This is a genomic window from Pseudoalteromonas sp. SG43-1 (assembly GCF_014164415.1).
Classification (GTDB): Bacteria; Pseudomonadota; Gammaproteobacteria; order Enterobacterales; family Alteromonadaceae; genus Pseudoalteromonas; species Pseudoalteromonas distincta.
Genome location: NZ_JACJFD010000007.1, coordinates 87,176 through 109,324, shown reverse-complemented (window position 1 = coordinate 109,324; position 22,149 = coordinate 87,176). Strand labels below are relative to the sequence as shown.

The window sequence follows — 22,149 nt, the reverse complement described above, 5'->3', positions numbered from 1 at the left end:
GGCTTTCACTAACTATTTTAACGATTATTCAGCTTTATCATCAAGGTTTGTTTCATCTTTTTTCGATGAATCATCAGTCTTTTGACTTTCATCAAGCACTGGCTCTTGAGGTTCTTGCTCTTTTACCGGCTTAGCTTCATGGCGGTCATGAGCATCGCGCGGCTCACGCACTGGTTGGCGCGCCATTAAATCATCAATTTGCTTAGCGTCGATTGTTTCGTATTTCATTAACGCGTCTTTCATTGAGTGAAGAATATCAATATTTTCTTTTAATATTTCTTCTGCTCTTTGGTAGTTACGATCTGAAAACAAGCGTACTTCAGCATCAATTATTTTAGCAGTATCATCCGACATACTAGATGCACGGCTTCCGCCACCACCCATATACATCTCGTTTTGATCTTCAGCGTAAAGCAATGGACCTAGCTTTTCACTTAAACCCCAATGTGTAACCATTTTACGTGCAATATCAGTTGCGCGCTCAATATCGTTACTTGCACCCGTTGTTACTTTGTCAGCACCATAAATAAGCGCTTCAGCAATACGGCCACCATAAAGGCTTGAAATCATTGATTCTAAAAGTTCTTTTGAATGACTAACACGGTCTTGTTCAGGCAAGTACATTGTTACACCTAGCGCACGGCCACGTGGAATAATAGATACTTTGTAAACTGGATCATGTTCAGGAACCATACGGCCCACAATTGCGTGGCCTGCTTCGTGATATGCTGTCATTTCTTTTTCTTGCTCGCTCATCACCATGGTTTTGCGCTCTGCGCCCATCATGATTTTATCTTTAGCAGCGTCAAATTCAGCCATACTTACAACACGTTTATTACCACGTGCAGCATAAAGTGCAGCTTCGTTTACTAAGTTCGCTAAATCAGCGCCAGAAAAACCAGGTGTTCCACGTGCTATAAGAGCCGCTTCTACGTTATCGCCTAATGGCACTTTACGCATGTGTACTTTAAGTATTTGCTCACGACCACGTATATCAGGTAAACCTACTTCTACTTGACGGTCAAAACGACCTGGACGAAGTAATGCAGGGTCTAGAACATCTGGTCGGTTAGTTGCCGCAATAACGATAATACCTTCGTTACCACCAAAACCATCCATTTCTACTAGCATTTGGTTGAGTGTTTGCTCACGTTCATCGTTACCGCCGCCCATACCTGCGCCACGTTTACGACCAACCGCATCAATCTCATCTATAAAGATAATACAAGGTGCCGCTTTTTTAGCTTGTTCAAACATATCACGTACACGTGACGCACCCACACCGACAAACATTTCAACAAAATCTGAACCAGAAATTGTAAAAAACGGTACTTTCGCTTCACCCGCAACAGCCTTTGCAAGTAACGTTTTACCAGTACCAGGAGGACCAACCATTAGTACGCCCTTAGGAATACTACCGCCAAGCTTTTGAAACTTAGAAGGGTCACGTAAAAAGTCTACCAATTCGGTAACATCTTCTTTCGCTTCATCACAACCAGCAACATCTGCAAACGTGGTTTTAATTTGATCTTCGCTCATTAAACGGGCTTTACTCTTACCAAATGACATAGCGCCTTTACCGCCACCGCCTTGCATTTGACGCATGAAGAATATCCATACACCAATAAGCAGTATCATCGGGAACCAAGAAATAAATATACTTGCTAAGAATGATTGTTCTTCAGGTTGTACACCCTTCACATTTACATCATTTTTAAGTAAATCATTTATTAAGTCTTCATCGTACATTGGCATCGTTGTTTGAAAACGCTCACCACTGCTCTTAGTACCAGTAATATTTCCTGTACCGCGGTCGATAATAACTTCTTGTAAAGAGCCACTGCGGACATCTTTAACAAATTGAGTGTAACTTGTTTGACGATCAACTTGCTCGCCACCATTAAAGCTCTGAAAGACTGACATCAGCACAACTGCAATCACCAGCCATAGTATTAAATTTTTCGCCATATCGCTCAAGGGGTTAACCTCTTGTATCCAATTAATTTAAATTCAACTAAACGCCAAGCAACTGTACTACAGTTTGTATCCAGTCGCTACTATATATACTTCCCGAGAACGGGCACGTGAGGCATCAGGTTTGCGTATTTTCACTGCTTTAAAACTATTACGTACATCTTGCAAGTATTGATCAAAGCCTTCACCTTGGAAAACCTTAACAATAAATGCGCCATTTTTCTTTAGTACTTGACTACACATATCCAGCGCAAGTTCTACCAAATACATACTACCCGCTTGATCTACTGAGTTATTACCACTCATATTTGGTGCCATGTCAGAGAGTACCACATCAACATTTTTACCATCAATACGTTTTAGCAACGCATTTAACACAGCTTCTTCACGAAAGTCACCTTGTAAAAAGTCAACACCCGCAAGTGAGTCCATAGGTAATATGTCACAGGCAATTACTTGACCTTTGTCACCTACTTTTTCTGCCAAATACTGTGACCAGCTTCCTGGAGCTGCTCCTAAATCAACAACGGTCATACCAAGGCGAAGTAACTTATCTCTATTTTGTACTTCATCTAATTTAAAAACCGCTCGGGAACGCCAGCCTTTTTTTTGCGCTTCTTGAACATATTTATCATCAAAATGTTCTTTCAGCCATCGCTGTGAACTGGCTGACTGTTTTTTATTTGTCATAAATTAACACGCAACTAATTAGTAATATTCTCTAGATGGCGTTAGAATACCCTTAATTCAAGCCATATTCAGCAAAATTTGTATAAACATGACATTATCAAACAAACAAAAGCAGTTTTTAAAAGGTCAGGCACATAGCCTCAAGCCTGTAGTTTTACTAGGTTCTAACGGTTTAACCGAAGGCGTAGTAGTCGAAATTCAAAGTGCATTAGAAATTCACGAATTAATCAAAGTTAAAGTTCCAACTGATGATCGTGAAACAAAAGCACTTATTTTTGAAGCAATCGTACGTGAAACTGGTGCGACTAAGCTACAAACGATAGGTCACACTATTGTGCTTTATCGTCAAAGTGTTGAGAAAAAAATACATTTACCACGTAACTAATTAATCCTATTTAAAGGATTTAGTACGTTTAAATTAAAAAACCAGCTTAATGCTGGTTTTTTGTTATATAACACTTTTTAATTTAAAAGCTCATTGTATGGTGCGTTACATCATAATCAGTGCCATTACTTCTGGGCTTATTATGCAATATAAAATACTGAGTAAATTGTGTCTCACTCATAGCTGGCACTTTTTCATTGGAGAGTAGTTCAGCCAGTTGCGGCGTCGTATTACTGTGCCCAATAACAACAACTACACCCTTTAGTTTGAGTAACTCATTTTTTAAATCACCTAGCTCACCTGCGTTATACACATTTAATTTGGTATTAAAATGTGCCTGCAAAGGTGCGGCTGTCTGCAACGTGCGTTTATAGTTGCTGCTAAAAAGATGTATATTTTGATGTTCTTTAAACAAAGTAACTAAATTATTTGCACGTGCCTTCCCCTCTTCTGAGAGCGCTGGGTTTTTCCCCGTTAACTTTTCGCTATGACGAAACAAATATACCTCGTCAGGTGCGGCAAATGCCAAACTACAATTAAATGACAAGGCTAAAAAAGTGATTGCTAATATTATTTTATTCATATTTTTTTACCTCGTTTGTATTCTAATAGCCTGTCGATAAATTCAGTTGTTAATTCATTTATTACGCCGGTTTCAGCATTAACGATTAAACTAAAACCAACATTTAAGTGGGGAAACACAACCACATCGCTTCTATATCCTTGCACCCAGCCACTATGATAGTAAAGCGTTTCATCAGCGTAATTATAAACCCGCCAACCTAGTCCGTAATAAGCCTCATTAAGGTGTTTTTTCCACACCCTGCGATGCATTTCTTTTTTTGTATGTGTATAAGGACGCGTTTGCTTTGCTAGAGTATCCAATGACAAAACATCTGGGTATTGCCCTAGCTGGGCTTTTAACCAAATGGCCATGTCATTTGCGCTTGCGTTTACACCCGCTGCAGGTCCCACTTTATAATAATTTTTTTTAAGCTTAGCGCTATACCAACGTTTTGTACCGCGCACGTGTGGTAATGCGTAATTTTCATCCTGAACCATAGATTCAAAACCTAAGCTGGCATCACTCATTTTTAAAGGCGCAAAAATAGTTTCTCGTAACCACTGCGCGTAACTTTTACCGCTGCTTTGTAATATCACATTACCTATAAGGCTAAACATAACATTTTGATAACCATAACATTCGCCTGGTTTGCAAATAGGTTTAACACTAAGTAATTTTTCAACAATACTGGGGTAATCCATACGAGACTCTATCAAATTATCGTACGCATTAGGCACTAAACCACTTGCATGACTTAGAAGGTGAAATACCTTTAAATCATCTTGATAAACAGTCCCTTTGAACTCAGTTATGTAATCGCTAACAGCTTTATCTAATTTAAGTAAACCCTCATTGGCTAATTTAGCTGATAACGAGCCTGCAAATGTTTTAGAAACAGACGCGAGCCTAAACCGGGTATGCTTATTTACTTTTTGTCCATTTCGGGTTTTAGTTACACCCATGGTGTGGATGTAGTCTGAGTTGTTTGTACTTACAATCGAAAGTGCAGCGCCTGGTATACCTTTATTTTTCAGTTTTTTTTGCGCATAACGGCCGTACTTTTTTACAAATGCATCCCAATCAGGATCTGCTTTTGCTGCAAAACTCACAGAGCTAAACAACAAACACAAAGCAGGTAGGCTATACAATAAAGATTTGAGATACTTCATTTTTATAAATTTTATCTTTTTAACTACATCTATGTAGATAATATCATGAAGTTTTGTTTGGACTAACGTACAATACGACGATTATTTGGTTTTTAGTGAGTGTTTAGTACTTATGCGTTTTTTAGTTGTGTCACTTTTTGTTATATTATCAACTGGTTGTACTCTTACAAAGCAGCCGGCCGAGCCACTGGCTATGCCATTAAAGCCAACATTAAAAAGTCAGACCTACCAGCTTGAGTACACCACAGAACACTCATCCCCAAAAGTTAAATCCGTTCAACTTCCTGCACATAAGGTGGTTAGAAACCAAACAGTAAAAATTATTACCGATAAGGCAAGTGTAACCGATAAACTTTTATCGCAAATTAGCCAAGCACTTAACGATAAACAGCTAAAAGTAACCACTAAAAATAACAGCGACTACACACTAACTATTCAGCAACTTGATTTAACTTTCACTGACGATGTTAAGTACGCAATAAAGCAACCTGAGAACCCTTTTACATTATATTCAGATATTGCTCAGCAATACCCAACTCAGGAATGCGCTGCAATATTTGCACAAGTAAGTATGCGCCTCACACACAAAGCATCAGGTGATGTTGTTTGGTTTGCTAAATCTTCTATTGATAGTGCAAGTTTTCATCGTGAGCCACTAGTTTATAGTTTCACCGAAGAGCAAAAAATAACTAATGAGCTTGAGGTTGTCGCTTTTGTCCATCAGCAAAATACTGATGAAGCCCGCATGGAAAGACTTGGAAAAGACATTCAAATTCCTCAGTACAAAACGTTGTCAAAGTTATCTAGCCTTGCCAAGCTTAGTGGTCCATGTAACAGAACAGAAGTAAGCGCATTAACGCCTATGATGCAGTTTTACTTAAGCAGTATATTAATCGATAAAATTAAAGTTCAGTAAATTAGGGTCTGTTGATCTTTACGGATTAAAATTTGTTCAAACTAGGGGCTATTTAATCGCGGCGCTCGGTTTGTAGCCTAGTGGGCTCGATAACTGCTCCTGCGTTATTCTAATGGCTTACATCCATGTAAGAATAAGTAAAAACCGAGCAACAAAGCGTAAATAGCCCTTAGGAAGAACCCATTGGGCAGCGCCTGTTTGGCATTAATGCTACGTTATCGCCCATTTATGGGGAATAGCCACACTGCATAGGCTCTGCCTTGCCTATATACCAAACAGACTGCTGAAAATTTAACCTTGAAAGTTCAACAGACCTAACACTTACTACATTTTTTTACAGATTAAAGGAACGAATTAACAATATACTACGCCTAATAACAAATAATAATTAGGCCCCATAGGGATGAGAAACACTTTGCTTAACCATACTTTAGTTAGCATAACATTGCTTTTTTGCTTTATTTTTAGCACCACAAGTATGGCAAGTAATCGCTATTATGCAGACAATACGTTAGAGCCAACCCAAGGCTTTGCCTGGGATTGGAGTGCAGGTGCGGGCTTTTATATTGAAGATTCTTACCTAATCGGTATCGAATCTTACGATAAGGGCGTTGAGCTTGATTTAAGTCTTGCTGTTTCTTACGATAAATTTTATCTTGATTTTGATCACAATCAACTCAGCGGTGGTCTTGTAATTGGTTACAGCCTTATAGATAAATTTGATTGGGGCTTAGATATACTTGGCACAAATACTCAAGCCGGGTTTGACGAAACAGGCCTCGGGTTTTATAACCATGGTGTTATAAAAGAACTCCAAGGTATTAAAAAACGTAATTACGATTTTGATGTTGGTCTTAGGCTCTCGCGCCGATTTGAAAACTCACAATTCTCCTTTGAATACCTTCATGACATATCTGGTGCCCATAATGGCTGGGTTATAAATAGCTTTTTTAGCCACATTTTGCCATGGCGAAACTGGGAGTTTAGGTCTGGTGTTGGTTTAAGCGCCTACTCTGCTGACTTTACCAATTATTACTTTGGCATTGATAGCGATGAAGCCACCAGCCTTCGCCCGATTTATACCAGCAATGCCAGTACTAGTATTATCTTTGAGTTCCATGCTGAATATCCAATAAGCCAAGATTGGGTGTTTTTATCCGGTTGGCTTACTACATGGTTTTCAAAAGAAATTGACGACAGCCCAATTATTTCCCAAGGATATCAACATAAAGCCAAGGTAGGCCTACGTTATGTATTTTAGATGGATCTGGGTATTACTGATCTTTCCCAGTACCTTTACTGTTAAAGCGCAGGACCCCCCTGAAGCACTCATAGCACTACCCGACACTTGTGTTGCACTGCGCGAAGGGCGTAATTGCTATGCCGATGTCACACTTACGTGGGAGCAACCTATCATTGGCAATTACTGCCTACGCGATGCAACTTCAAAGTACATTATGCAATGTTGGCTAAAGCAACAAAGTGGTACTTTTAATTATGCTTTTGACTCACAGCAAAGCATTTCATTTGAACTATTTGATAGCAATACATCCAAAGTCATCAGTACAGCAGAAGTAAAACTACAATGGGTTTATCAAAACAGACAAAAAAAACGCCGCTGGCGACTATTTTAATACCAATCGCATTAGGGATATTTTATGGATAACTACGGCACTATTTTACTTGTTGAAGACGATGCATCACTAGCGCAATGGGTTGCTGAATATTTAACAGAGCAAGGCTATACAACGCATGTTTGTCATCGTGGTGACGAAGTTGTTAGCAAGGTCAAAACGTTAAACCCAAATATTGTGCTCCTTGATATTATGCTCCCGGGGCAAGATGGTATCAGCGTATGTAGAGAGCTTCGTAGCTTTTATAATTCGCCTATTATAATGCTCACCGCACGCGATGAAGAGATGGATGAAGTTATTGGTTTAGAAGTTGGCGCAAGCGACTACATAATGAAACCGGTGCGTCCGCGTGCATTACTAGCGCGAATAAAAGCAGCACTGCGTCAAAACAATGAACCAAATAAACCACAGGTTAGCCAAAGCATTATTCAAGTTGGTGCACTTAGTATTAATACCGAATCTAGAAATGTGACCCTTAACGAGCAAGATATAAACATATCAAGCGCCGAATATCTATTATTACACTACCTTGCAAGCAATGCAGGTCAAGTTGTCTCACGCGATGCCGTATTTAAAGCGACGAAAGGTAGAGAGTACGACGGGCTTGATAGAAGTGTTGATGTACTTATTTCTGCACTTCGTAAAAAATTTAATGATGATCCACAAAACCCCGAAAAAATTAAAACTATTTGGGGCCGTGGATATTTACTTGTTTCTACCGCGTGGTAATAGAGCGATGAATAAATAAATGAAAAAGTTTTATATATCGCTTCTAGGCAGTGCACTTTTATCTATTGTGGTATTGGGCTGGCTTATTGATGCTTTTAGTCAACAAGCGCATACCCCACAAGATGAATTTAGTCAGCAAAGTAAAATGATCATGGGTTTTAATAAGCAGTTAGCTAACATACCTACATCTGAGCGCAGCGATTATGTAAAACAACTAGCCCGAGAGTTTGATGTTTTAATTGACTACAAGCCAAATGAGTCACTCGCCTTACCACCTTCTTTATTATTACAAATGCACACGCCAGGTGGGCTGATTTTAGAGGATCAGCAAGGCTTTTATATGCTTTATAGTAGCGACGTTTTAAATCCTTTTCACTTATCAATGCGCTTAGATAAAATTTTTGATAGCGAGCAGCATAACGACATTATATTAACTCTACTATTTTACGCAGGCCTATGTGTATTTATGGGGTTTATTATCGCGCCCTTAGCTAAACGGCTAACTGTCTTAAATGAAGCCGCTAAAAAGTTTGCCTCTGGTAATGTTCAAGCCCGAATAAAGGTATCGCACTTTACCTATATAAAAGATGTGGAACTTACTTTTAACCGCATGGCTAGCCAAATAGAGAAACTCGTCGCCGAAAACAAACTAATGGCCTCGAGCTTGTCTCACGACATCCGCACCCCTATCGCGTGCCTGCGATTTGGTTTAGATGCGGCATTAGATAGCCATGATGAGCAAAAAGTAAAACAGTATTTAACCCGTATGGAAAACGATTTAGATCATATGGAATCGATGCTTAGTAGCTATTTAGCATTTGCTACTTTAGAGCAAAACGCGAATAAACTAACCTATTCATCAACCAATATTAAATCCTACCTTGAAGATATTTTAGTTCAACTTGCACCAAAACTTGAAATGCAAATGCTCAACGTACAACTCAATAGTACAGATAAAATAATAAATGCAGATCTTCACTGGCTGGCCCGTGCAATTACTAACTTATTAACTAACGCATGTGATTTTGCAAACCAACATATTTACCTCAGTGCAAAGTTACACGAGCAACAGCTTATAATAACGGTAGAAGATGACGGCCCAGGTATCGCACAAGAGAACTTTAGTAATGTATTTAGCCCATTTTTTAGAGAGGAAGATCACCGTAACAGAGCCGATAAGAGTTATGGCCTTGGCCTAGCCATTGTTACCAAGGTAGCTGATTGGCATCATGGCAGCGTTAAAGTAAGTAAAAGCACCCAGTTAGGGGGGGCGTGCTTTACTCTCACTATTGCACAGCACCATAATCCGTAAAGCAATAGTTACAGACTGTAATTAACAATTATTAAACAAAATCAACTCGTTATTTTAAACGACTTAATAACAACAATTAAAATCGATGGTTATAACATACACTTTACTTATTAATTTGTGCTAGATCAGCAAATAAGCACTTTTTATTTTTTTACATTTCCAGTAGATTGTCACCGCCGTCACACAATAGAGAAGTACAATAATATGAGCGCAGTTAGAGGCGAGTTTAGCTCTCGCTTTGGTTTTATTATGGCCGCCGCGGGTTCTGCCGTTGGTTTGGGCAATATTTGGGGATTCCCTACACAAACAGCAAGTAATGGCGGTGCTGCATTTTTAGTCGCATATTTAGTGCTTGCGTTCTTTTTAGCCTACCCTGCTTTAATGGCTGAACTTATGATTGGACGTCATGGCCAAGCAAACGCAGTGTCATCACTTCAAAAAATATCTAATAAGCCATGGCAAAAACACTTTGCCTTTGCTGTTGGTTTTGGCGGTATTTTATGTGCTGGCTTTATACTAAGCTTTTACGCCATTGTTGCCGGTTGGATGCTCAGCGCCACAGCTGAACCCATAGCCACTTTAGTTGGTGCCAACACAGCATCTACATGGTTAAGCGAGCAATCACTTACTCGAAATATTATATTCACTATGATCTTTATCGTACTAACAGTCGCTATTATAAGTAGAGGCGTTGAAAACGGTATTGAGAAGTGGTCTAAGCGTTTAATGCCTGCACTTTTAGGCATTTTATTTGCACTTATTGCTTATGTGATGACGCAAGATGGTGCTATGGAAGGCTTAAAAGCCTACTTAGTTCCTGACTTTTCATCTATTTTTGACGCAAAACTATTAGTAAGTGCACTAGGGCAAGCTTTCTTCTCACTATCGCTTGGCACTAGCGTAATGATTATTTACGGCTCGTACATTAGTAAAAAAGAAAACCTCGTTTCTTTAGGTGCCTATGTAACCCTTATTGATGTATTTATAGCCTTTGTTGCAGGTTTACTGATTATTCCGGCTATGTACGTAGCACAAGCTCAAGGCGTTGAAATATTCTCGGCCACAACGGGTAAGCTACTCTCTGAAGATACATTAGTGTTTCAGGTACTCCCCGCTTTATTTGATGGAATGGGCGAAGTTGGCTTATTTGTGGGTTTTTCATTTTTTGCGTTAATGAGTATTGCCGCTTTAACATCATCTATTTCAATGTTAGAGGCGCCAGTATCATACACCGTAGAGCGCTTTGGGATGAAACGCGTTCAAGCAACGTGGTTAATTGGGGCGCTAATCGCTATCGTCAGTATTACAATTGTGTGTAACCTTAGCAGCTTATTTGGCTTAGTAATCACTCTCACTACAAAAGTAGCTCAGCCTTTACTTGGTCTTATGTGTTGTATATTTGTAGGCTGGATTTGGTATAGAGGCTCATTACTAAAAGCAATTCAAGAGGGTAACCCTGAAGTTCACAATACATTGTTTTGGAAAATATGGCCTTGGTATACTAAGTTTGTATGTCCACTTGCTATTGGCATGGTGTTTTTACATTCACTATTGAGCTAAATAATACCTTAGCCTTAAAATAGTTTTAAATAAAATAGCCCACATTAGTGGGCTTTTTTATAGCTGCTTAAATTGGATTTATTGAGTGAGTTTTAAAATCATATCTTGATGAGGTATACCGTCTTCTAGATATTCACTTTTGTAATCTTCAAAGCCAAAGGAGCGGTAAAAATCAAGTAAGTAGGTTTGTGCGCCAATATAAATATCTCGTTCAGGCCACCGCTCTTTACAGCATTCTATAGCTTTACTTACAAGTACAGTGGCGTCGCCTTTGCCACGCGCACTTTTACTTACCAGCACGCGCCCTATTGCGCTGTATTGCTCATTTTTTTCATAGCATCGGGCATAAGTGTGTAGCCGCCCATTGTCTAGTGTATATAAATGCTGTGTATTTAAATCAATATCTACATCATCAAGTTCAGGGTAAGGGCACGCCTGCTCTACAACAAATACGTCTACACGTCCTCGCATAATAGTAAAAAGAGTATGCGCATCTAAAGCATTAAACTGCTCACATTTAAATTGCATTTTAAATCCTATAAACAATAAACCCAGCCTAGGCCGGGTTTAATAAAATTATTCACTTGTTAGTTTATATTAAGCAAATAAGCGCTCTAGTTGGTCGCACAACTGCGATAAATTCACGTGGTCATGCTCTATCGTTAAATCTACATAACCATCGCCTCTAAAGGCCCTGTCTAGCTCTATAAGCACGTGTGTTTTATGTGCCTCTGGTACAAATGACAACTCGATCTCTTGAATGCCAAATAAACTACGGCTATTTGGCTTATATTCAAGTTCCTGATAACAGCCCGATAACGATTGAAATGTTGAAGCGCGCAAATGGCCTTTTTCTACATCAGCTTTCATTAAGCTAAAACCTAGCTTTTCCATCGCCTGCATGCACGTTTTAACAGCTTCATTAGGGTAAATATGTAAATGGTCTTTATCGCTCGGATCAAGTGCTAAATCAATATCTAAACCTGTTTCAAGCCACACATGAGATTGATTGTAACCTGCATTAATTTCTGTAATAGGTGTTTCAGAATGAAGACGTGCTTCAAAAGGGATACTTTTAACTTCGCCAGGCTCAATTGTACCTATATCTGTAATTCGCCATTGGTCAATCACATGATTGGTAAAATAATCGCCATCATCACCTGCCACTTTAACACGGGTCATAAGTAATAAATCTAAGCCTGCAATATCTTGGCTAACATCACCTGCGGTAATGACTATTTGTGCATTAAAAAGCTGACCAGGTTGTAGGTGTTCAGTCTCTAAAACAGTATCTACTTTTGCAGCACCAATACCTACCGACGCTAAAATCTTTTTAAACATATATTTCTCCTTAAGCTGAGCGGTTCTATTATTTGCTCTTGCTTAAACTTCTTCGTTATTGCATCTTAACCATATTTAAAAGCCAATGTCAGTGAAAAAATGTTATTTACATGCTATTTACGATTAAATATATGTTTGATGCGCATTTTTTATACACAGCTAGGCAAGTATTTGATTAGACGCGTTCATTTTTAGGTCTATTTTTATTTTCAATGGTATAAATTTTTCGTTACACTGCAACCCCAAATGAAGTGATATTAAGAATTATGGAACTAATCTATTTTGCCGCCGCGTTTGTGTGTGGCTTTGCTGTTTATCAGTTAAAGCTGCCTCCTCTTATTGGATTTTTATTAGCAGGTTTTGCTTTAAATTTATCGGGTTATAAAAGTACAGAGTTGCTCGATACAATAGCAGCACTTGGCGTAACCCTTCTTCTTTTTAGTATTGGTTTAAAGCTAAAGGTAAACAGTTTAATTAAACCCCAAGTGTGGGCGCCTGCAACATTGCATATTATTTTTAGCAGTGCGCTTTTTAGTGGCTTTATGTTATTGCTTGGTGTTTTCGCCATTCCACTGTTTATTGATTTAAGTTGGCAAAGTGCTTTATTGGTTGGGTTTGCGCTTAGTTTTTCAAGTACTGTATTTGCAGTAAAAGTGCTTGAAGAACGCGGAGAAATGGCAAGTCTTCACGGTAAAATAGCCATTGGTATACTAGTCATGCAAGATATCTTTGCTGTTATCTTTTTAGCGATTAGTACAGGTAAAATTCCAAATGTATGGGCAATTGCATTAATAATTGCTCTGCCTTTATTACGACCTGTCATGTATGGCGTATTAAATCGCTCTAAACATGGTGAACTATTACCATTATTTGGTTTTTTCTTTGCTTTAGTTGCTGGTTATCATGCATTTGAATTTGCAGGATTAAAAGGCGACCTAGGCGCACTCATAATTGGGATGATGTTTGCACCACATAAAAAAGCAGGAGAACTATCAAAATCTCTGCTTAATTTAAAAGACATATTATTAGTCGGTTTTTTCTTAAGTATTGGCTTGAGCGCAGAGCTAACCACTAGCTCATTAATCGTTGCTATCATACTTGTTTTAGTTTTACCTATTAAAATAGCGCTTTATTACGTGTTCACAAATATATTCAAACTACGCGCACGTACATCATTACTTACCGCCTTTAGTTTATCTAACTACAGTGAATTTGGGTTAATTGTATGTGCAGTAGCAGCTAGCACAGGCATGATCACTTCTGAGTGGCTGGCCGTAATGGCAATTGCTGTTTCTATTACCTTTGTAATTGCCTCGCCGTTAAATAAGCGCTCAAACGAGCTATACGTAAAAATAGAGCACTGGCTATTAAAGTTTGAAAGCAAAACTCGTTTAGCTGAAGAGCTACCTGTTAACCTAAACGATACTAAAATAGTCATTTTTGGTATGGGACGTATTGGTACTGGTGCTTATGAAACAATCAACGCGACTCACCCAAATGTTGTTGCAGGCATAGATATAAAACCTGAAGTGGTAGATAAGCACGTTAACAGAGGCCGCAACGTATTAATTGCTGATGCAACAGATCCTGACTTTTGGCAACGAGTAAATCATTCGCAAGTAGAAATGGTCATGCTTGCAATGCCAAAGCATATGCAAAATATTTTTGCGCTAGAGCAACTACAAGCCTCAGGTTATAAAGGCCAAGTAACAGCTATTGCAAACTACCCTGATCAACAAAAAGAGCTAGAAGAAATGGGTGTTCATTCTACTTATAACTTTTACTTAGAAGCAGGTAGTGGTTTTGCAGAGCACGTTAAACAAGAGCTATTTAACGAATAATCACTTTTTATAACGTCTATAAATAACAAAGCCTTAAAATCATTAAGGCTTTGTTATTAGTTTTTAAATGAAAAGCAATTCTATTTACATTCCTTTACAAGCCATTTCACCACGACCATAAAAAACAGGTAGACTATCCATGTTGGTTAAATAAAACCCCATGTTCTAATAATAACTTAATTAGATCCCAGCTAATTAAAGTTCAAATAGGTTTATATTAATCAACAAAAAATTATTAAATCAGAGGGCCTACTCCCTCGCAAAATAGGCTGTTTCTTGCCCGTCACAGCCTATTTTATATTTCTAAAATCCCTTACACTTACGCAGACTTTAAAACCTAAGTAACTCTTATGGATCCAAAACAATTAAAAATAGCTGTAAATACAACGATGCCTTTTGGGAAATATGCTGGGCGCCCTTTATTACTACTACCAGAACCTTATTTGGTGTGGTTCAAACAGCAGGGATTTCCTAACTCGAAACTTGGTAGCCAACTAGCGATGATGTATGAGGTTAAACTAAATGGCCTTGAGCAAATGTTAATGCCATTACTTGAAAAAAATAAAAAATAATTGAGAACTTTTTTAAATACTTGCGGTCTATTATATTGCTACTTGTTGATTTTGGTTTTTAACCGCAAAAAAAGCGCCTTAGGCGCTTTTTTTATGTCTTAAATTTAAGAGGTAAATATACAATAAATTTAGCACCACCTAAGCTTGAGCTTTCTGCTTTACACTCTCCTTGGTGCCACGACACAATTTTAGCAACTATAGCAAGCCCTAAACCAAAGCCACCAGTGTCCTTGCCTCTACTTTTATCTAATCGAGTAAAAGGCTTAAATACGTTTTCTCGCTCAACGGGGTCAATCCCTTCACCATCATCTTCAACAATCAATACGATGTGAGTTGCCTCTTGTAGCAATGAAATTTTGACTTGTTGATGAGTGTATTTGAGCGCATTGCCAATTAAATTTTGAAATACTCGCGCCATAAAGTGGCTATCACAGTAGTAATTTAAATGCTCAGGGAGGTTTATAGAGAGCGTTGTTCTAGCTTCAAAATTTAGCTTTTCAACAGTGGTTTTTACCAGCCCAGCTAAATCGCAGTTTATTGGCTGTAAACTTGGTTGTTGAGAGTCTAATCGCGCGTATTCAAGCATTTCAGAAACTAGTGACTCAAGCTCACTAATATCTGTTTGCATGTTTGTTAGGTATTTTTCGCCTTTTTCGTCAAGCATTTGTTCTTGTAGCATGACTATTGCAAACTTTAAACGTGCTAGTGGTGTTCTAAACTCATGCGACACCGATGAGGTAAGTTCTTGCTGCGCACTAAGTAAAAACTCAATACGTTGCTGCATTACCTTTAATGTATCAGTTATAGGTAAAAAGAAAGACTTAGAAGAGTCATTTAGTTGAAAGTCTTGCAAACCCTCTACCGCTTCACACGCTTTACGTAGCTTTTCAAAGTCACGCCAGAGTAAAAAGCTCCATAGCCCAACTGGTATACCTACAATAATAAGTAGTAATAAATACGGCCAAACAGAAGATGATTGCTGCGTTAATACGCCTACCGGTCCTACTTGAAGTAATGAATCATTACCGAGATCTACATACCAAACAATGCGTTGTTGCTTATCATACAAATATAAGTAGTGGTTTTGATTTAGCTGCGATTGTTGTTTTTGAGGAAGTATTAAATCACGTCGTTCAATCACTTTACTTTCAAAGTTATGCTTTAGTTTTTTAAGACCATTTGGGGTTTGTGAAAGCAACCACAGTGATTGCCCAAACTCATCGTCTAAGAAGACCTGCTGCTGCGACTCTTCATAGGGCCACAGCTGCTCAATAACACCACTTACAACAAATAATGAAACAATGATATATAAGTATAAGCTGGTAAACAGTTTTCCCATTACAGCCGATTAACCTTAAATAGTTCTAAAGATCCCATGCATCAGAAACAAATAAATAGCCTTGTCCCCATACGGTTTTTATACGATACGGCTTATCACTATTATCGCCTAATTTTTTACGAATTCGTGATACGCGTACATCCACAGTTCTATCAAGTCCGTCGTATTGACGGCCAATCATATGTTGGTGCACATGTTCTCTGCTTAGTACTTCACCCGCATTTGACGCTAATAGCCATAGTAGTTCAAACTCGTGCGAAGTTAATACAATCTCTGAATCACTTAGTTTTACAATACGGCTTGTTTTATCGATGACTAAATCACCAAACTGCAGTTCTTCACTAGACTTTACTATTGGTTGCCCACGTCGTAGTAATGCATTGATCCGCGCTAGTAATACACGTGGCTCTGCTGGTTTTATTACATAATCATCAGCACCAAGTTCTAAACCAAGCACTTGGTCGAAGTCTTCACCTTTAGCAGTCAACATTAAAATTGGTAGAGTAAATTTATCTCTTACTTGGCGGCAAACGCTAAAGCCATCTTTACCTGGCAGCATAACGTCTAGAATCATTAAATCGGGTGTATTGTTTTCTAGGTAATTAAACACTTCGTCACCGCGGTCTAACACTTCGACTTCAAGGCCATTATGTTCAAGGTAATCTTTTGTTAGCTGTTGTAAACCGAGATCATCTTCAACAAGTAAAATTTTTGGCATTAGTTGCTCCTAAATTAAAAAAAGCTCCACGGAGAGCGAAGCCTACGCCTATTTTTTTTAGCATGGGCGCTTTGTACTTCAACCTGTGTTTTTGCTATTAACACACCCGTATGAGGATTGATTAAGGAGTATATGGTCTCCACCTGAACACGCGCTTTATAATTAAATTGCCCAGAACGCTGCTGCTGCCAGCATTGAAGTAGTTGTTCTTGTTGATACAAACAGACATCACTATAGGTGTTTAATAGCCATTTAAACTGTAAATCAAGATCGCAAAAATCCTGCTGTTCGGAAACCACGCAGACTTTTGGAGAAACACTAAAAACAGGGGTTTGTGCCACACTAAAACCACTAAAAAAAGTGGTAATAAACACAACTAATATTGAATACTTCATATTAAAAAGTACGATCGAATCCTATAAATGCAGTCATTGAATAAGTACGTTCAAAGAGCGGACTGCCATCCATAGCCGAATAGTCGTAATATGCTACATGAAAACGAAGAGAGTCAGCCTTACTCAGTGGCCAACGGGCGTCGATTTTAGCATAAGGTTGCCAACTACTACCAACGTCTATTTTGCCAAATTGAGTTTCACCCTCATTAAGTCCATAAAAATAGCTATTTAGTTCCGCAGATTTATAGTTTATTCCAAGTGTTGGCTTTATTTTAAGCTTTCCTAGCACAGTATGATATTGCCACTGCAATGCACCGCGTACACCTCGATAAACATCGGTTATATCATGCAGAGCCTGAACTGAAAAAACATGGTCATCATTTACATAGTGATATGCAATACCCGCATCCAAGGCAATTTGCCGTTTATGCAAATTATCAATATCAGCGTAGCGAGAGGACGAGGCTTCATTTTGCATTACAAACTGATTATTAAGAGCACTACTTTGCAATGCAAATACATTTTTAGGGTGCCAGTCTATAAAAAAGCGAGATTCAGAGTTGAGTTCACTAACTAGATTAAAGTGATGCTTTGGGGATTGTGAAAATGAATAGCCAAGGCGGCCATTATCAAAAAACCATTGCTCTGCATAAAACGCAATTTGTGGAATAAGCACAAGCGGAATATTATCTCCACCATGCAAAGGGTTGGTTATAACTCCAGCCCCAACGCTTAAACTCAAATGCAGGCAATCAGTTGTTATATCTTGCTCTGTATAATCGTCAGCATGCTTGCTTGCCTGTGTTGCTTGCACCGAAAGGCAAGCAAACAAAGTGCTAAAACATAGAGCAGTTAATAAGGAGAAGGAATACCGCATCAGCGTACATCAAAGTATTAAATTAAGTAAGTTCCCCATACTAGCAAGGTCTTTTTAAACTAGCTCTAGCTGGTTACAATTATTCACAATTTGTATACACAAATGTTAACTTTTGTGTTTTTGAAGTGACAAACCCTTCAAATTAGTTATGTGCGTTGGCTAAGCTGGCACTGCTTTGAGAAACTTTGGAAATGAGGGATAACCTCGCAAATGCTTTAATTCAAATAAAATCTGCAGGAAGCCAACTCTAACAACTTTTTTTTATTAACCTTACAAGCTACTAGGTTACCAAAGTTAATAGCGGCTTTAGCCGTAATAAATCAAGCTTCTGATGCTTATTAAATATCAGGGGCTATTTCTATTCGGTTTCGGCCATGTGTTTTTGCGATATATAAGGCTCTATCTGCACGCTCAACTAAAACTGAGCTATTAGTAAATGGACGTAAAATAGCTAAACCAAAACTTGCAGAAATAGCACGTTTAGCTGTTATATCATGCTTTTTACGAATCGCTAATTTCGCAATAGCTAAACGTATACAATCGGCAAACGCTATTATATCGTTAATAGTGTCAAAATAAGCTGTTATACAAAACTCTTCGCCACCGTATCTATATATATTTGCTGTTTCAGTTGTATTTTCTCTCACTTTTTTGGCAACTAACCTCAACACTTCGTCACCCTTTTGATGACCAAAGTCATCGTTAAAACGTTTAAAGTGATCAATATCAAACATAATTAGTACGGCAAGAGAATCTTCCTGTGCTTTCTCTGAGTATTCAAAACAAAATTTTACGATATCTGAATCAAACTTACCTCGGTTATAAAACCCCGTAAGCGTGTCGGTATCAGCTGCTTCTTTTGAAATATTAAGTGCTTCTTTTAAATCTTTTATTTCGTTGTAAGCAACAGCTAACTTAGTTTGAAATTCTCTAGCATAATCCTGCATAGCAATAGAATCGTCGGTTAAGCGCTCTACACAACCTAATATTTCATTATAAGAATTTACATCAGCAAGCATATTTAATTCATTTTGTGAATCAACTAAACTTGTTGTAAAGCTTTTGGAATGTTCAAGCGTGGTGCTTATATCTTGCTGGACTTGCTCCATGGTTGTATGGAACTTTTCAGTCATTTCTTGAAAGAAAGCCAGATCGTCTTGCGTTAAATGCTTATCAAAAATTTCTTTTGCTTTGTCTTGTGAGCATGTTTGTTGCTCAGCAATAACATGGTCTAATTCAGCATTTAATGAAGGGTTACTCCCTTGAATGTAACAGTACCAAATTGCATAGTTGATAGGCGTAACCGGCATGCGGTATTTTACCATCAAAGGAATCGCCTTTTTAAGGCATTGAGCAGAATGAGCAAGTGATACGGCGTGGTTCATAAATAAACTCTCAAGCGTCATTGTTTTTATTATTAGCACTCAATGTTAAGTAATAGTAAACTCATACGCAACCTATATTAATACTATTTAACTAATTTACTTGCTCTGTGTGTATATTAAATTGCTTTTGCTTCTAAAGTTTGCGCAATATTCCACAACGCACTGATTGCAGGGTCATTTAACTCTTTTCTTAATACCGCCAAACCGATATCAAACCCTTCAGGTGCTTGCATTTTTGGTGTTAGTATTTGTACCTTATCTTGCAGCGGGCTGTTATCTAGCACTATTTTAGGGACCATAGCGACACCTAGTCCTAAGCTCACCATAGATACCATTGCTTCATGTCCTGCAACTTGAGCGTAGATTTTTCCGTGAATATTATTTTTGCGCCACCAGTGCTCTAACCTTTGGCGAGAAAAACCTTGTTCTGGGACAATAAACTCTAAATCAGACCAATTAATGTCATCACTATTTTGTGTAAGCTTTTGTGTGATCGGACATTGAATTTTTGGGCCAATTAATAAAAGTGGTGAGTGCCCAATATCAACAAAGGCAATTTGCGACGGTAATTTATTAGGCTTAGCTGCAATTGCCATTAATTCGTGGCCATCAAGCACACGATTTATAGCAAGTGCTGGGTCGCCTGTATTTAATGTTATCTCTATGTACTGATGCTGCGCACGAAGTTGTTCTAATATTTGATGTAAAAAACTATAAGATGCAGTTACAGAACAATAAATACTTACTTTGCCGTAAATATGCTGTTGTGGGTCTTTTACATTCGTTTTAAAACGTTGCCAATTAGCAAGCGTTGCCGTTGCGTAATCAATAAAGGACTCCCCCTCACGCGTTAACTTAACGCTTCGGTTATCGCGGATAAACAATGCTACTCCAACTTCTTCTTCCAAATGTTTTATATTTCGGCTCAAAGTGGGTGCGCTTATGTGGCAAAGCTCACTTGCGCGCCCAAAGTGAAGTGTTTTAGCCAACGCTAAAAAGTAGTTTAAGTGCTTATGTTCCATCCAACCCCCTGCATTTCATATTATGAAACACTTTAATTCAAATATATCATTTTACGCAAGCAACGATTTTACATATGGTGTTTGTAAGCGCAGTAAACATTGCGCATCTAACAAACATGACTTTATAGGACACTAACAATGGCGAATTATTTCAATACCTTACCTTTACGCGAGCAATTAGCGCAATTAGCGCAATGTGAATTTATGGACGCAGGCGAATTTGCCGATGGCGTTGATGCACTTAAAGGTAAAAAACTAGTTATTGTAGGCTGTGGCGCACAAGGTTTAAACCAAGGCTTAAACTTACGTGACTCTGGTTTAGATGTTTCTTACACATTACGCGCATCAGCTATTTCTGAGCGTCGCCAATCATTTTTGAACGCATCTGAAAACGGCTTTACTGTTGGCACTTACGAAGAACTAATCCCAACAGCTGATGTAGTACTTAATTTAACACCAGATAAGCAACATACTGCTGTAGTAAGTGCAATTATGCCGCTTATGAAAAAAGGCTCTACACTTGCCTACTCTCATGGCTTTAATATTGTTGAAGAAGGCATGCAAGTACGTGAAGACATTACTGTAATCATGGTTGCGCCTAAGTGTCCTGGTTCTGAAGTACGTGAAGAATACAAACGCGGTTTTGGTGTACCAACTCTAATTGCTGTTCACCCAGAAAATGACCCTCAAGGTCATGGTTTAGCACAAGCTAAAGCGTATGCAGCAGGGACTGGCGGACACCGTGCAGGAGTACTTAAATCATCATTTATTGCTGAAGTTAAGTCAGACCTAATGGGCGAGCAAACCATTTTATGTGGCATGTTACAAACTGGCTCTATTTTATGTTTTGATAAAATGATAGAAAAAGGCGTTGATGCGGGTTATGCATCAAAGCTAATTCAATACGGCTGGGAAGTAATTACCGAAGCACTTAAGTACGGCGGCGTTACAAACATGCTTGACCGCCTTTCAAACCCTGCAAAAGTAAAAGCGTTCGAACTAAGCGAAGAGCTAAAACTAATTATGCGCCCGCTTTATAATAAGCATCAAGATGACATCATTGACGGCACTTTCTCACGCACTATGATGGAAGACTGGAATAACGATGACGTAAACTTACTTAAATGGCGCGCTGAAACAGCAGAGACTAACTTTGAAAAGACCCCTGCTGGCGATGTAGAAATCTCAGAACAGGAATTTTTTGATAACGGTATTTTAATGGTAGCAATGGTAAAAGCAGGTGTTGAACTTGCTTTTGAAACCATGACAGCAGCCGGTATTATTGAAGAGTCAGCTTACTACGAGTCTTTACATGAAACGCCATTAATTGCTAATACTATTGCACGCAAAAAGCTTTTTGAAATGAACCGTACAATTTCTGACACTGCAGAGTATGGATGTTACCTATATAACCATGCATGTTTACCATTACTTGCAGATTTTATGAAAAAAATTGATACAGATGTTATTGGTAAAGGCCTTGGCGAGCACTGTAACCAAGTTGATAACCAAACATTAATTCAAATTAACGCCGCCCTTCGTGAACACCCAGTTGAAAAAGTAGGTGCTAAATTACGTGGCTACATGTCAGCAATGAAAAAGATTGTTTAACCCTAAACGATAAATGTTTCGCTTGTTAGAAACCAAGCCCATATGCTTTGCTTATGGGCTTTTTTATGCATATTCATAAAAATTTAACCATAACACGCTACCTTCTATTCATTT

Annotated in this window: 22 protein-coding genes; 10 read left to right on the top strand and 12 right to left on the bottom strand. The window is 38.4% G+C overall.

Annotation, left to right across the window (positions count from 1 at the left end; all coding sequences use genetic code 11):
* Positions 1–24: 24 nt before the first annotated feature.
* Both ftsH and rlmE read right to left on the bottom strand, forming a co-directional pair.
* Positions 25–1,968 (bottom strand): ATP-dependent zinc metalloprotease FtsH, encoded by a 1,944-nt coding sequence (ftsH, locus tag H5159_RS07675; protein ID WP_220496439.1) that lies wholly within the window; start codon positions 1,966–1,968, stop codon positions 25–27.
* Positions 1,969–2,034: 66 nt separating this feature from the next.
* Positions 2,035–2,664 (bottom strand): 23S rRNA (uridine(2552)-2'-O)-methyltransferase RlmE, encoded by a 630-nt coding sequence (gene rlmE / locus H5159_RS07670; RefSeq protein ID WP_182780095.1) that lies wholly within the window; start codon positions 2,662–2,664, stop codon positions 2,035–2,037.
* Between the two features lie 88 nt (positions 2,665–2,752).
* Here rlmE and yhbY point away from each other — a divergent pair, with 88 nt between their 5' ends.
* Positions 2,753–3,049 (top strand): ribosome assembly RNA-binding protein YhbY, encoded by a 297-nt coding sequence (yhbY, locus tag H5159_RS07665; protein WP_002963153.1) that lies wholly within the window; start codon positions 2,753–2,755, stop codon positions 3,047–3,049.
* A gap of 82 nt (positions 3,050–3,131) precedes the next feature.
* Here yhbY and H5159_RS07660 read toward each other — a convergent pair whose 3' ends face one another.
* Positions 3,132–3,632 (bottom strand): histidine phosphatase family protein, encoded by a 501-nt coding sequence (locus H5159_RS07660; protein ID WP_002963152.1) that lies wholly within the window; start codon positions 3,630–3,632, stop codon positions 3,132–3,134.
* Positions 3,629–4,783 carry a serine hydrolase gene (locus H5159_RS07655; protein ID WP_024597089.1) on the bottom strand — a complete coding sequence of 385 codons (1,155 nt, stop codon included), beginning with the start codon at positions 4,781–4,783 and terminating at the stop codon, positions 3,629–3,631. Before H5159_RS07655 ends, H5159_RS07660 begins: the two co-directional genes overlap by 4 nt.
* A gap of 112 nt (positions 4,784–4,895) precedes the next feature.
* On the opposite strand from H5159_RS07655, the gene H5159_RS07650 reads away from it, so the two are divergent.
* The 6 genes from H5159_RS07650 (at position 4,896) to H5159_RS07625 (ending at position 10,934) form a co-directional block, all read left to right on the top strand.
* Positions 4,896–5,699: a hypothetical protein gene (locus H5159_RS07650; RefSeq protein ID WP_002963149.1), complete on the top strand. Its 804-nt coding sequence runs from the start codon at positions 4,896–4,898 to the stop codon at positions 5,697–5,699.
* 478 nt (positions 5,700–6,177) lie between these two features.
* The gene (locus H5159_RS07645; RefSeq protein WP_259399101.1) at positions 6,178–6,960 is read left to right on the top strand and encodes a MipA/OmpV family protein; all 783 of its coding nucleotides are present in this window, start codon (positions 6,178–6,180) and stop codon (positions 6,958–6,960) included.
* A complete protein-coding gene (locus tag H5159_RS07640) occupies positions 6,950–7,333 on the top strand; it encodes a DUF3019 domain-containing protein (protein ID WP_024597091.1) in 384 nt (127 codons plus the stop codon). The genes H5159_RS07645 and H5159_RS07640 overlap by 11 nt, the downstream gene beginning before the upstream one ends.
* 24 nt (positions 7,334–7,357) lie before the next feature.
* The gene (locus H5159_RS07635; RefSeq protein ID WP_004335749.1) at positions 7,358–8,062 is read left to right on the top strand and encodes a response regulator transcription factor; all 705 of its coding nucleotides are present in this window, start codon (positions 7,358–7,360) and stop codon (positions 8,060–8,062) included.
* 19 nt (positions 8,063–8,081) lie between these two features.
* Positions 8,082–9,374 carry a HAMP domain-containing sensor histidine kinase gene (locus tag H5159_RS07630; protein WP_182682682.1) on the top strand — a complete coding sequence of 431 codons (1,293 nt, stop codon included), beginning with the start codon at positions 8,082–8,084 and terminating at the stop codon, positions 9,372–9,374.
* Positions 9,375–9,578: 204 nt separating this feature from the next.
* Positions 9,579–10,934, top strand: coding sequence for a sodium-dependent transporter (locus tag H5159_RS07625; protein ID WP_138488731.1), 1,356 nt, complete (start codon positions 9,579–9,581; stop codon positions 10,932–10,934).
* 78 nt (positions 10,935–11,012) lie between these two features.
* Here H5159_RS07625 and H5159_RS07620 read toward each other — a convergent pair whose 3' ends face one another.
* Positions 11,013–11,462, bottom strand: coding sequence for a GNAT family N-acetyltransferase (locus H5159_RS07620; protein WP_004335742.1), 450 nt, complete (start codon positions 11,460–11,462; stop codon positions 11,013–11,015).
* Positions 11,463–11,531: 69 nt separating this feature from the next.
* Entirely contained in the window at positions 11,532–12,275 is a 744-nt protein-coding gene (locus tag H5159_RS07615) for a sporulation protein (protein WP_004335740.1), read from the bottom strand.
* Positions 12,276–12,541: 266 nt separating this feature from the next.
* On the opposite strand from H5159_RS07615, the gene H5159_RS07610 reads away from it, so the two are divergent.
* Together H5159_RS07610 and H5159_RS07605 are read left to right on the top strand one after the other, a co-directional pair.
* Positions 12,542–14,116, top strand: a complete 1,575-nt coding sequence (locus H5159_RS07610; protein WP_004335737.1) for a cation:proton antiporter family protein — start codon at positions 12,542–12,544, stop codon at positions 14,114–14,116.
* Between the two features lie 350 nt (positions 14,117–14,466).
* Positions 14,467–14,688 carry a DUF3820 family protein gene (locus tag H5159_RS07605; protein ID WP_024594942.1) on the top strand — a complete coding sequence of 74 codons (222 nt, stop codon included), beginning with the start codon at positions 14,467–14,469 and terminating at the stop codon, positions 14,686–14,688.
* Positions 14,689–14,779: 91 nt separating this feature from the next.
* Here the strand turns inward: H5159_RS07605 and H5159_RS07600 are convergent, their stop codons facing one another.
* From H5159_RS07600 to ilvY, 6 genes are all read right to left on the bottom strand, one after another.
* Positions 14,780–16,027, bottom strand: coding sequence for an ATP-binding protein (locus H5159_RS07600; RefSeq protein WP_182695457.1), 1,248 nt, complete (start codon positions 16,025–16,027; stop codon positions 14,780–14,782).
* A 25-nt stretch (positions 16,028–16,052) separates the two neighbouring features.
* Positions 16,053–16,745, bottom strand: a complete 693-nt coding sequence (locus H5159_RS07595; protein WP_004335729.1) for a response regulator — start codon at positions 16,743–16,745, stop codon at positions 16,053–16,055.
* 14 nt (positions 16,746–16,759) lie between these two features.
* A complete protein-coding gene (locus H5159_RS07590) occupies positions 16,760–17,140 on the bottom strand; it encodes a DUF3019 domain-containing protein (protein WP_024594944.1) in 381 nt (126 codons plus the stop codon).
* A gap of 1 nt (position 17,141) precedes the next feature.
* Positions 17,142–17,954 carry a MipA/OmpV family protein gene (locus H5159_RS07585; protein ID WP_182780093.1) on the bottom strand — a complete coding sequence of 271 codons (813 nt, stop codon included), beginning with the start codon at positions 17,952–17,954 and terminating at the stop codon, positions 17,142–17,144.
* Positions 17,955–18,355: 401 nt separating this feature from the next.
* The gene (locus H5159_RS07580) at positions 18,356–19,402 is read right to left on the bottom strand and encodes a GGDEF domain-containing protein (RefSeq protein WP_024594946.1); all 1,047 of its coding nucleotides are present in this window, start codon (positions 19,400–19,402) and stop codon (positions 18,356–18,358) included.
* 116 nt (positions 19,403–19,518) lie between these two features.
* A complete protein-coding gene (ilvY, locus tag H5159_RS07575) occupies positions 19,519–20,424 on the bottom strand; it encodes an HTH-type transcriptional activator IlvY (protein WP_024594947.1) in 906 nt (301 codons plus the stop codon).
* Positions 20,425–20,562: 138 nt separating this feature from the next.
* Here ilvY and ilvC point away from each other — a divergent pair, with 138 nt between their 5' ends.
* Positions 20,563–22,035, top strand: a complete 1,473-nt coding sequence (gene ilvC, locus H5159_RS07570; RefSeq protein ID WP_182724519.1) for a ketol-acid reductoisomerase — start codon at positions 20,563–20,565, stop codon at positions 22,033–22,035.
* Positions 22,036–22,149 lie beyond the last annotated feature (114 nt).

Coding starts and splice junctions, on each gene's coding strand:
- ftsH (WP_220496439.1), bottom strand. CDS start 1,968: ATGGCGAAAAATTTAATACTATGGCTGGTGATTGCAGTTGTGCTGATG.
- rlmE (WP_182780095.1), bottom strand. CDS start 2,664: ATGACAAATAAAAAACAGTCAGCCAGTTCACAGCGATGGCTGAAAGAA.
- yhbY (WP_002963153.1), top strand. CDS start 2,753: ATGACATTATCAAACAAACAAAAGCAGTTTTTAAAAGGTCAGGCACAT.
- H5159_RS07660 (WP_002963152.1), bottom strand. CDS start 3,632: ATGAATAAAATAATATTAGCAATCACTTTTTTAGCCTTGTCATTTAAT.
- H5159_RS07655 (WP_024597089.1), bottom strand. CDS start 4,783: ATGAAGTATCTCAAATCTTTATTGTATAGCCTACCTGCTTTGTGTTTG.
- H5159_RS07650 (WP_002963149.1), top strand. CDS start 4,896: ATGCGTTTTTTAGTTGTGTCACTTTTTGTTATATTATCAACTGGTTGT.
- H5159_RS07645 (WP_259399101.1), top strand. CDS start 6,178: ATGGCAAGTAATCGCTATTATGCAGACAATACGTTAGAGCCAACCCAA.
- H5159_RS07640 (WP_024597091.1), top strand. CDS start 6,950: ATGTATTTTAGATGGATCTGGGTATTACTGATCTTTCCCAGTACCTTT.
- H5159_RS07635 (WP_004335749.1), top strand. CDS start 7,358: ATGGATAACTACGGCACTATTTTACTTGTTGAAGACGATGCATCACTA.
- H5159_RS07630 (WP_182682682.1), top strand. CDS start 8,082: ATGAAAAAGTTTTATATATCGCTTCTAGGCAGTGCACTTTTATCTATT.
- H5159_RS07625 (WP_138488731.1), top strand. CDS start 9,579: ATGAGCGCAGTTAGAGGCGAGTTTAGCTCTCGCTTTGGTTTTATTATG.
- H5159_RS07620 (WP_004335742.1), bottom strand. CDS start 11,462: ATGCAATTTAAATGTGAGCAGTTTAATGCTTTAGATGCGCATACTCTT.
- H5159_RS07615 (WP_004335740.1), bottom strand. CDS start 12,275: ATGTTTAAAAAGATTTTAGCGTCGGTAGGTATTGGTGCTGCAAAAGTA.
- H5159_RS07610 (WP_004335737.1), top strand. CDS start 12,542: ATGGAACTAATCTATTTTGCCGCCGCGTTTGTGTGTGGCTTTGCTGTT.
- H5159_RS07605 (WP_024594942.1), top strand. CDS start 14,467: ATGGATCCAAAACAATTAAAAATAGCTGTAAATACAACGATGCCTTTT.
- H5159_RS07600 (WP_182695457.1), bottom strand. CDS start 16,027: ATGGGAAAACTGTTTACCAGCTTATACTTATATATCATTGTTTCATTA.
- H5159_RS07595 (WP_004335729.1), bottom strand. CDS start 16,745: ATGCCAAAAATTTTACTTGTTGAAGATGATCTCGGTTTACAACAGCTA.
- H5159_RS07590 (WP_024594944.1), bottom strand. CDS start 17,140: ATGAAGTATTCAATATTAGTTGTGTTTATTACCACTTTTTTTAGTGGT.
- H5159_RS07580 (WP_024594946.1), bottom strand. CDS start 19,402: ATGAACCACGCCGTATCACTTGCTCATTCTGCTCAATGCCTTAAAAAG.
- ilvY (WP_024594947.1), bottom strand. CDS start 20,424: ATGGAACATAAGCACTTAAACTACTTTTTAGCGTTGGCTAAAACACTT.
- ilvC (WP_182724519.1), top strand. CDS start 20,563: ATGGCGAATTATTTCAATACCTTACCTTTACGCGAGCAATTAGCGCAA.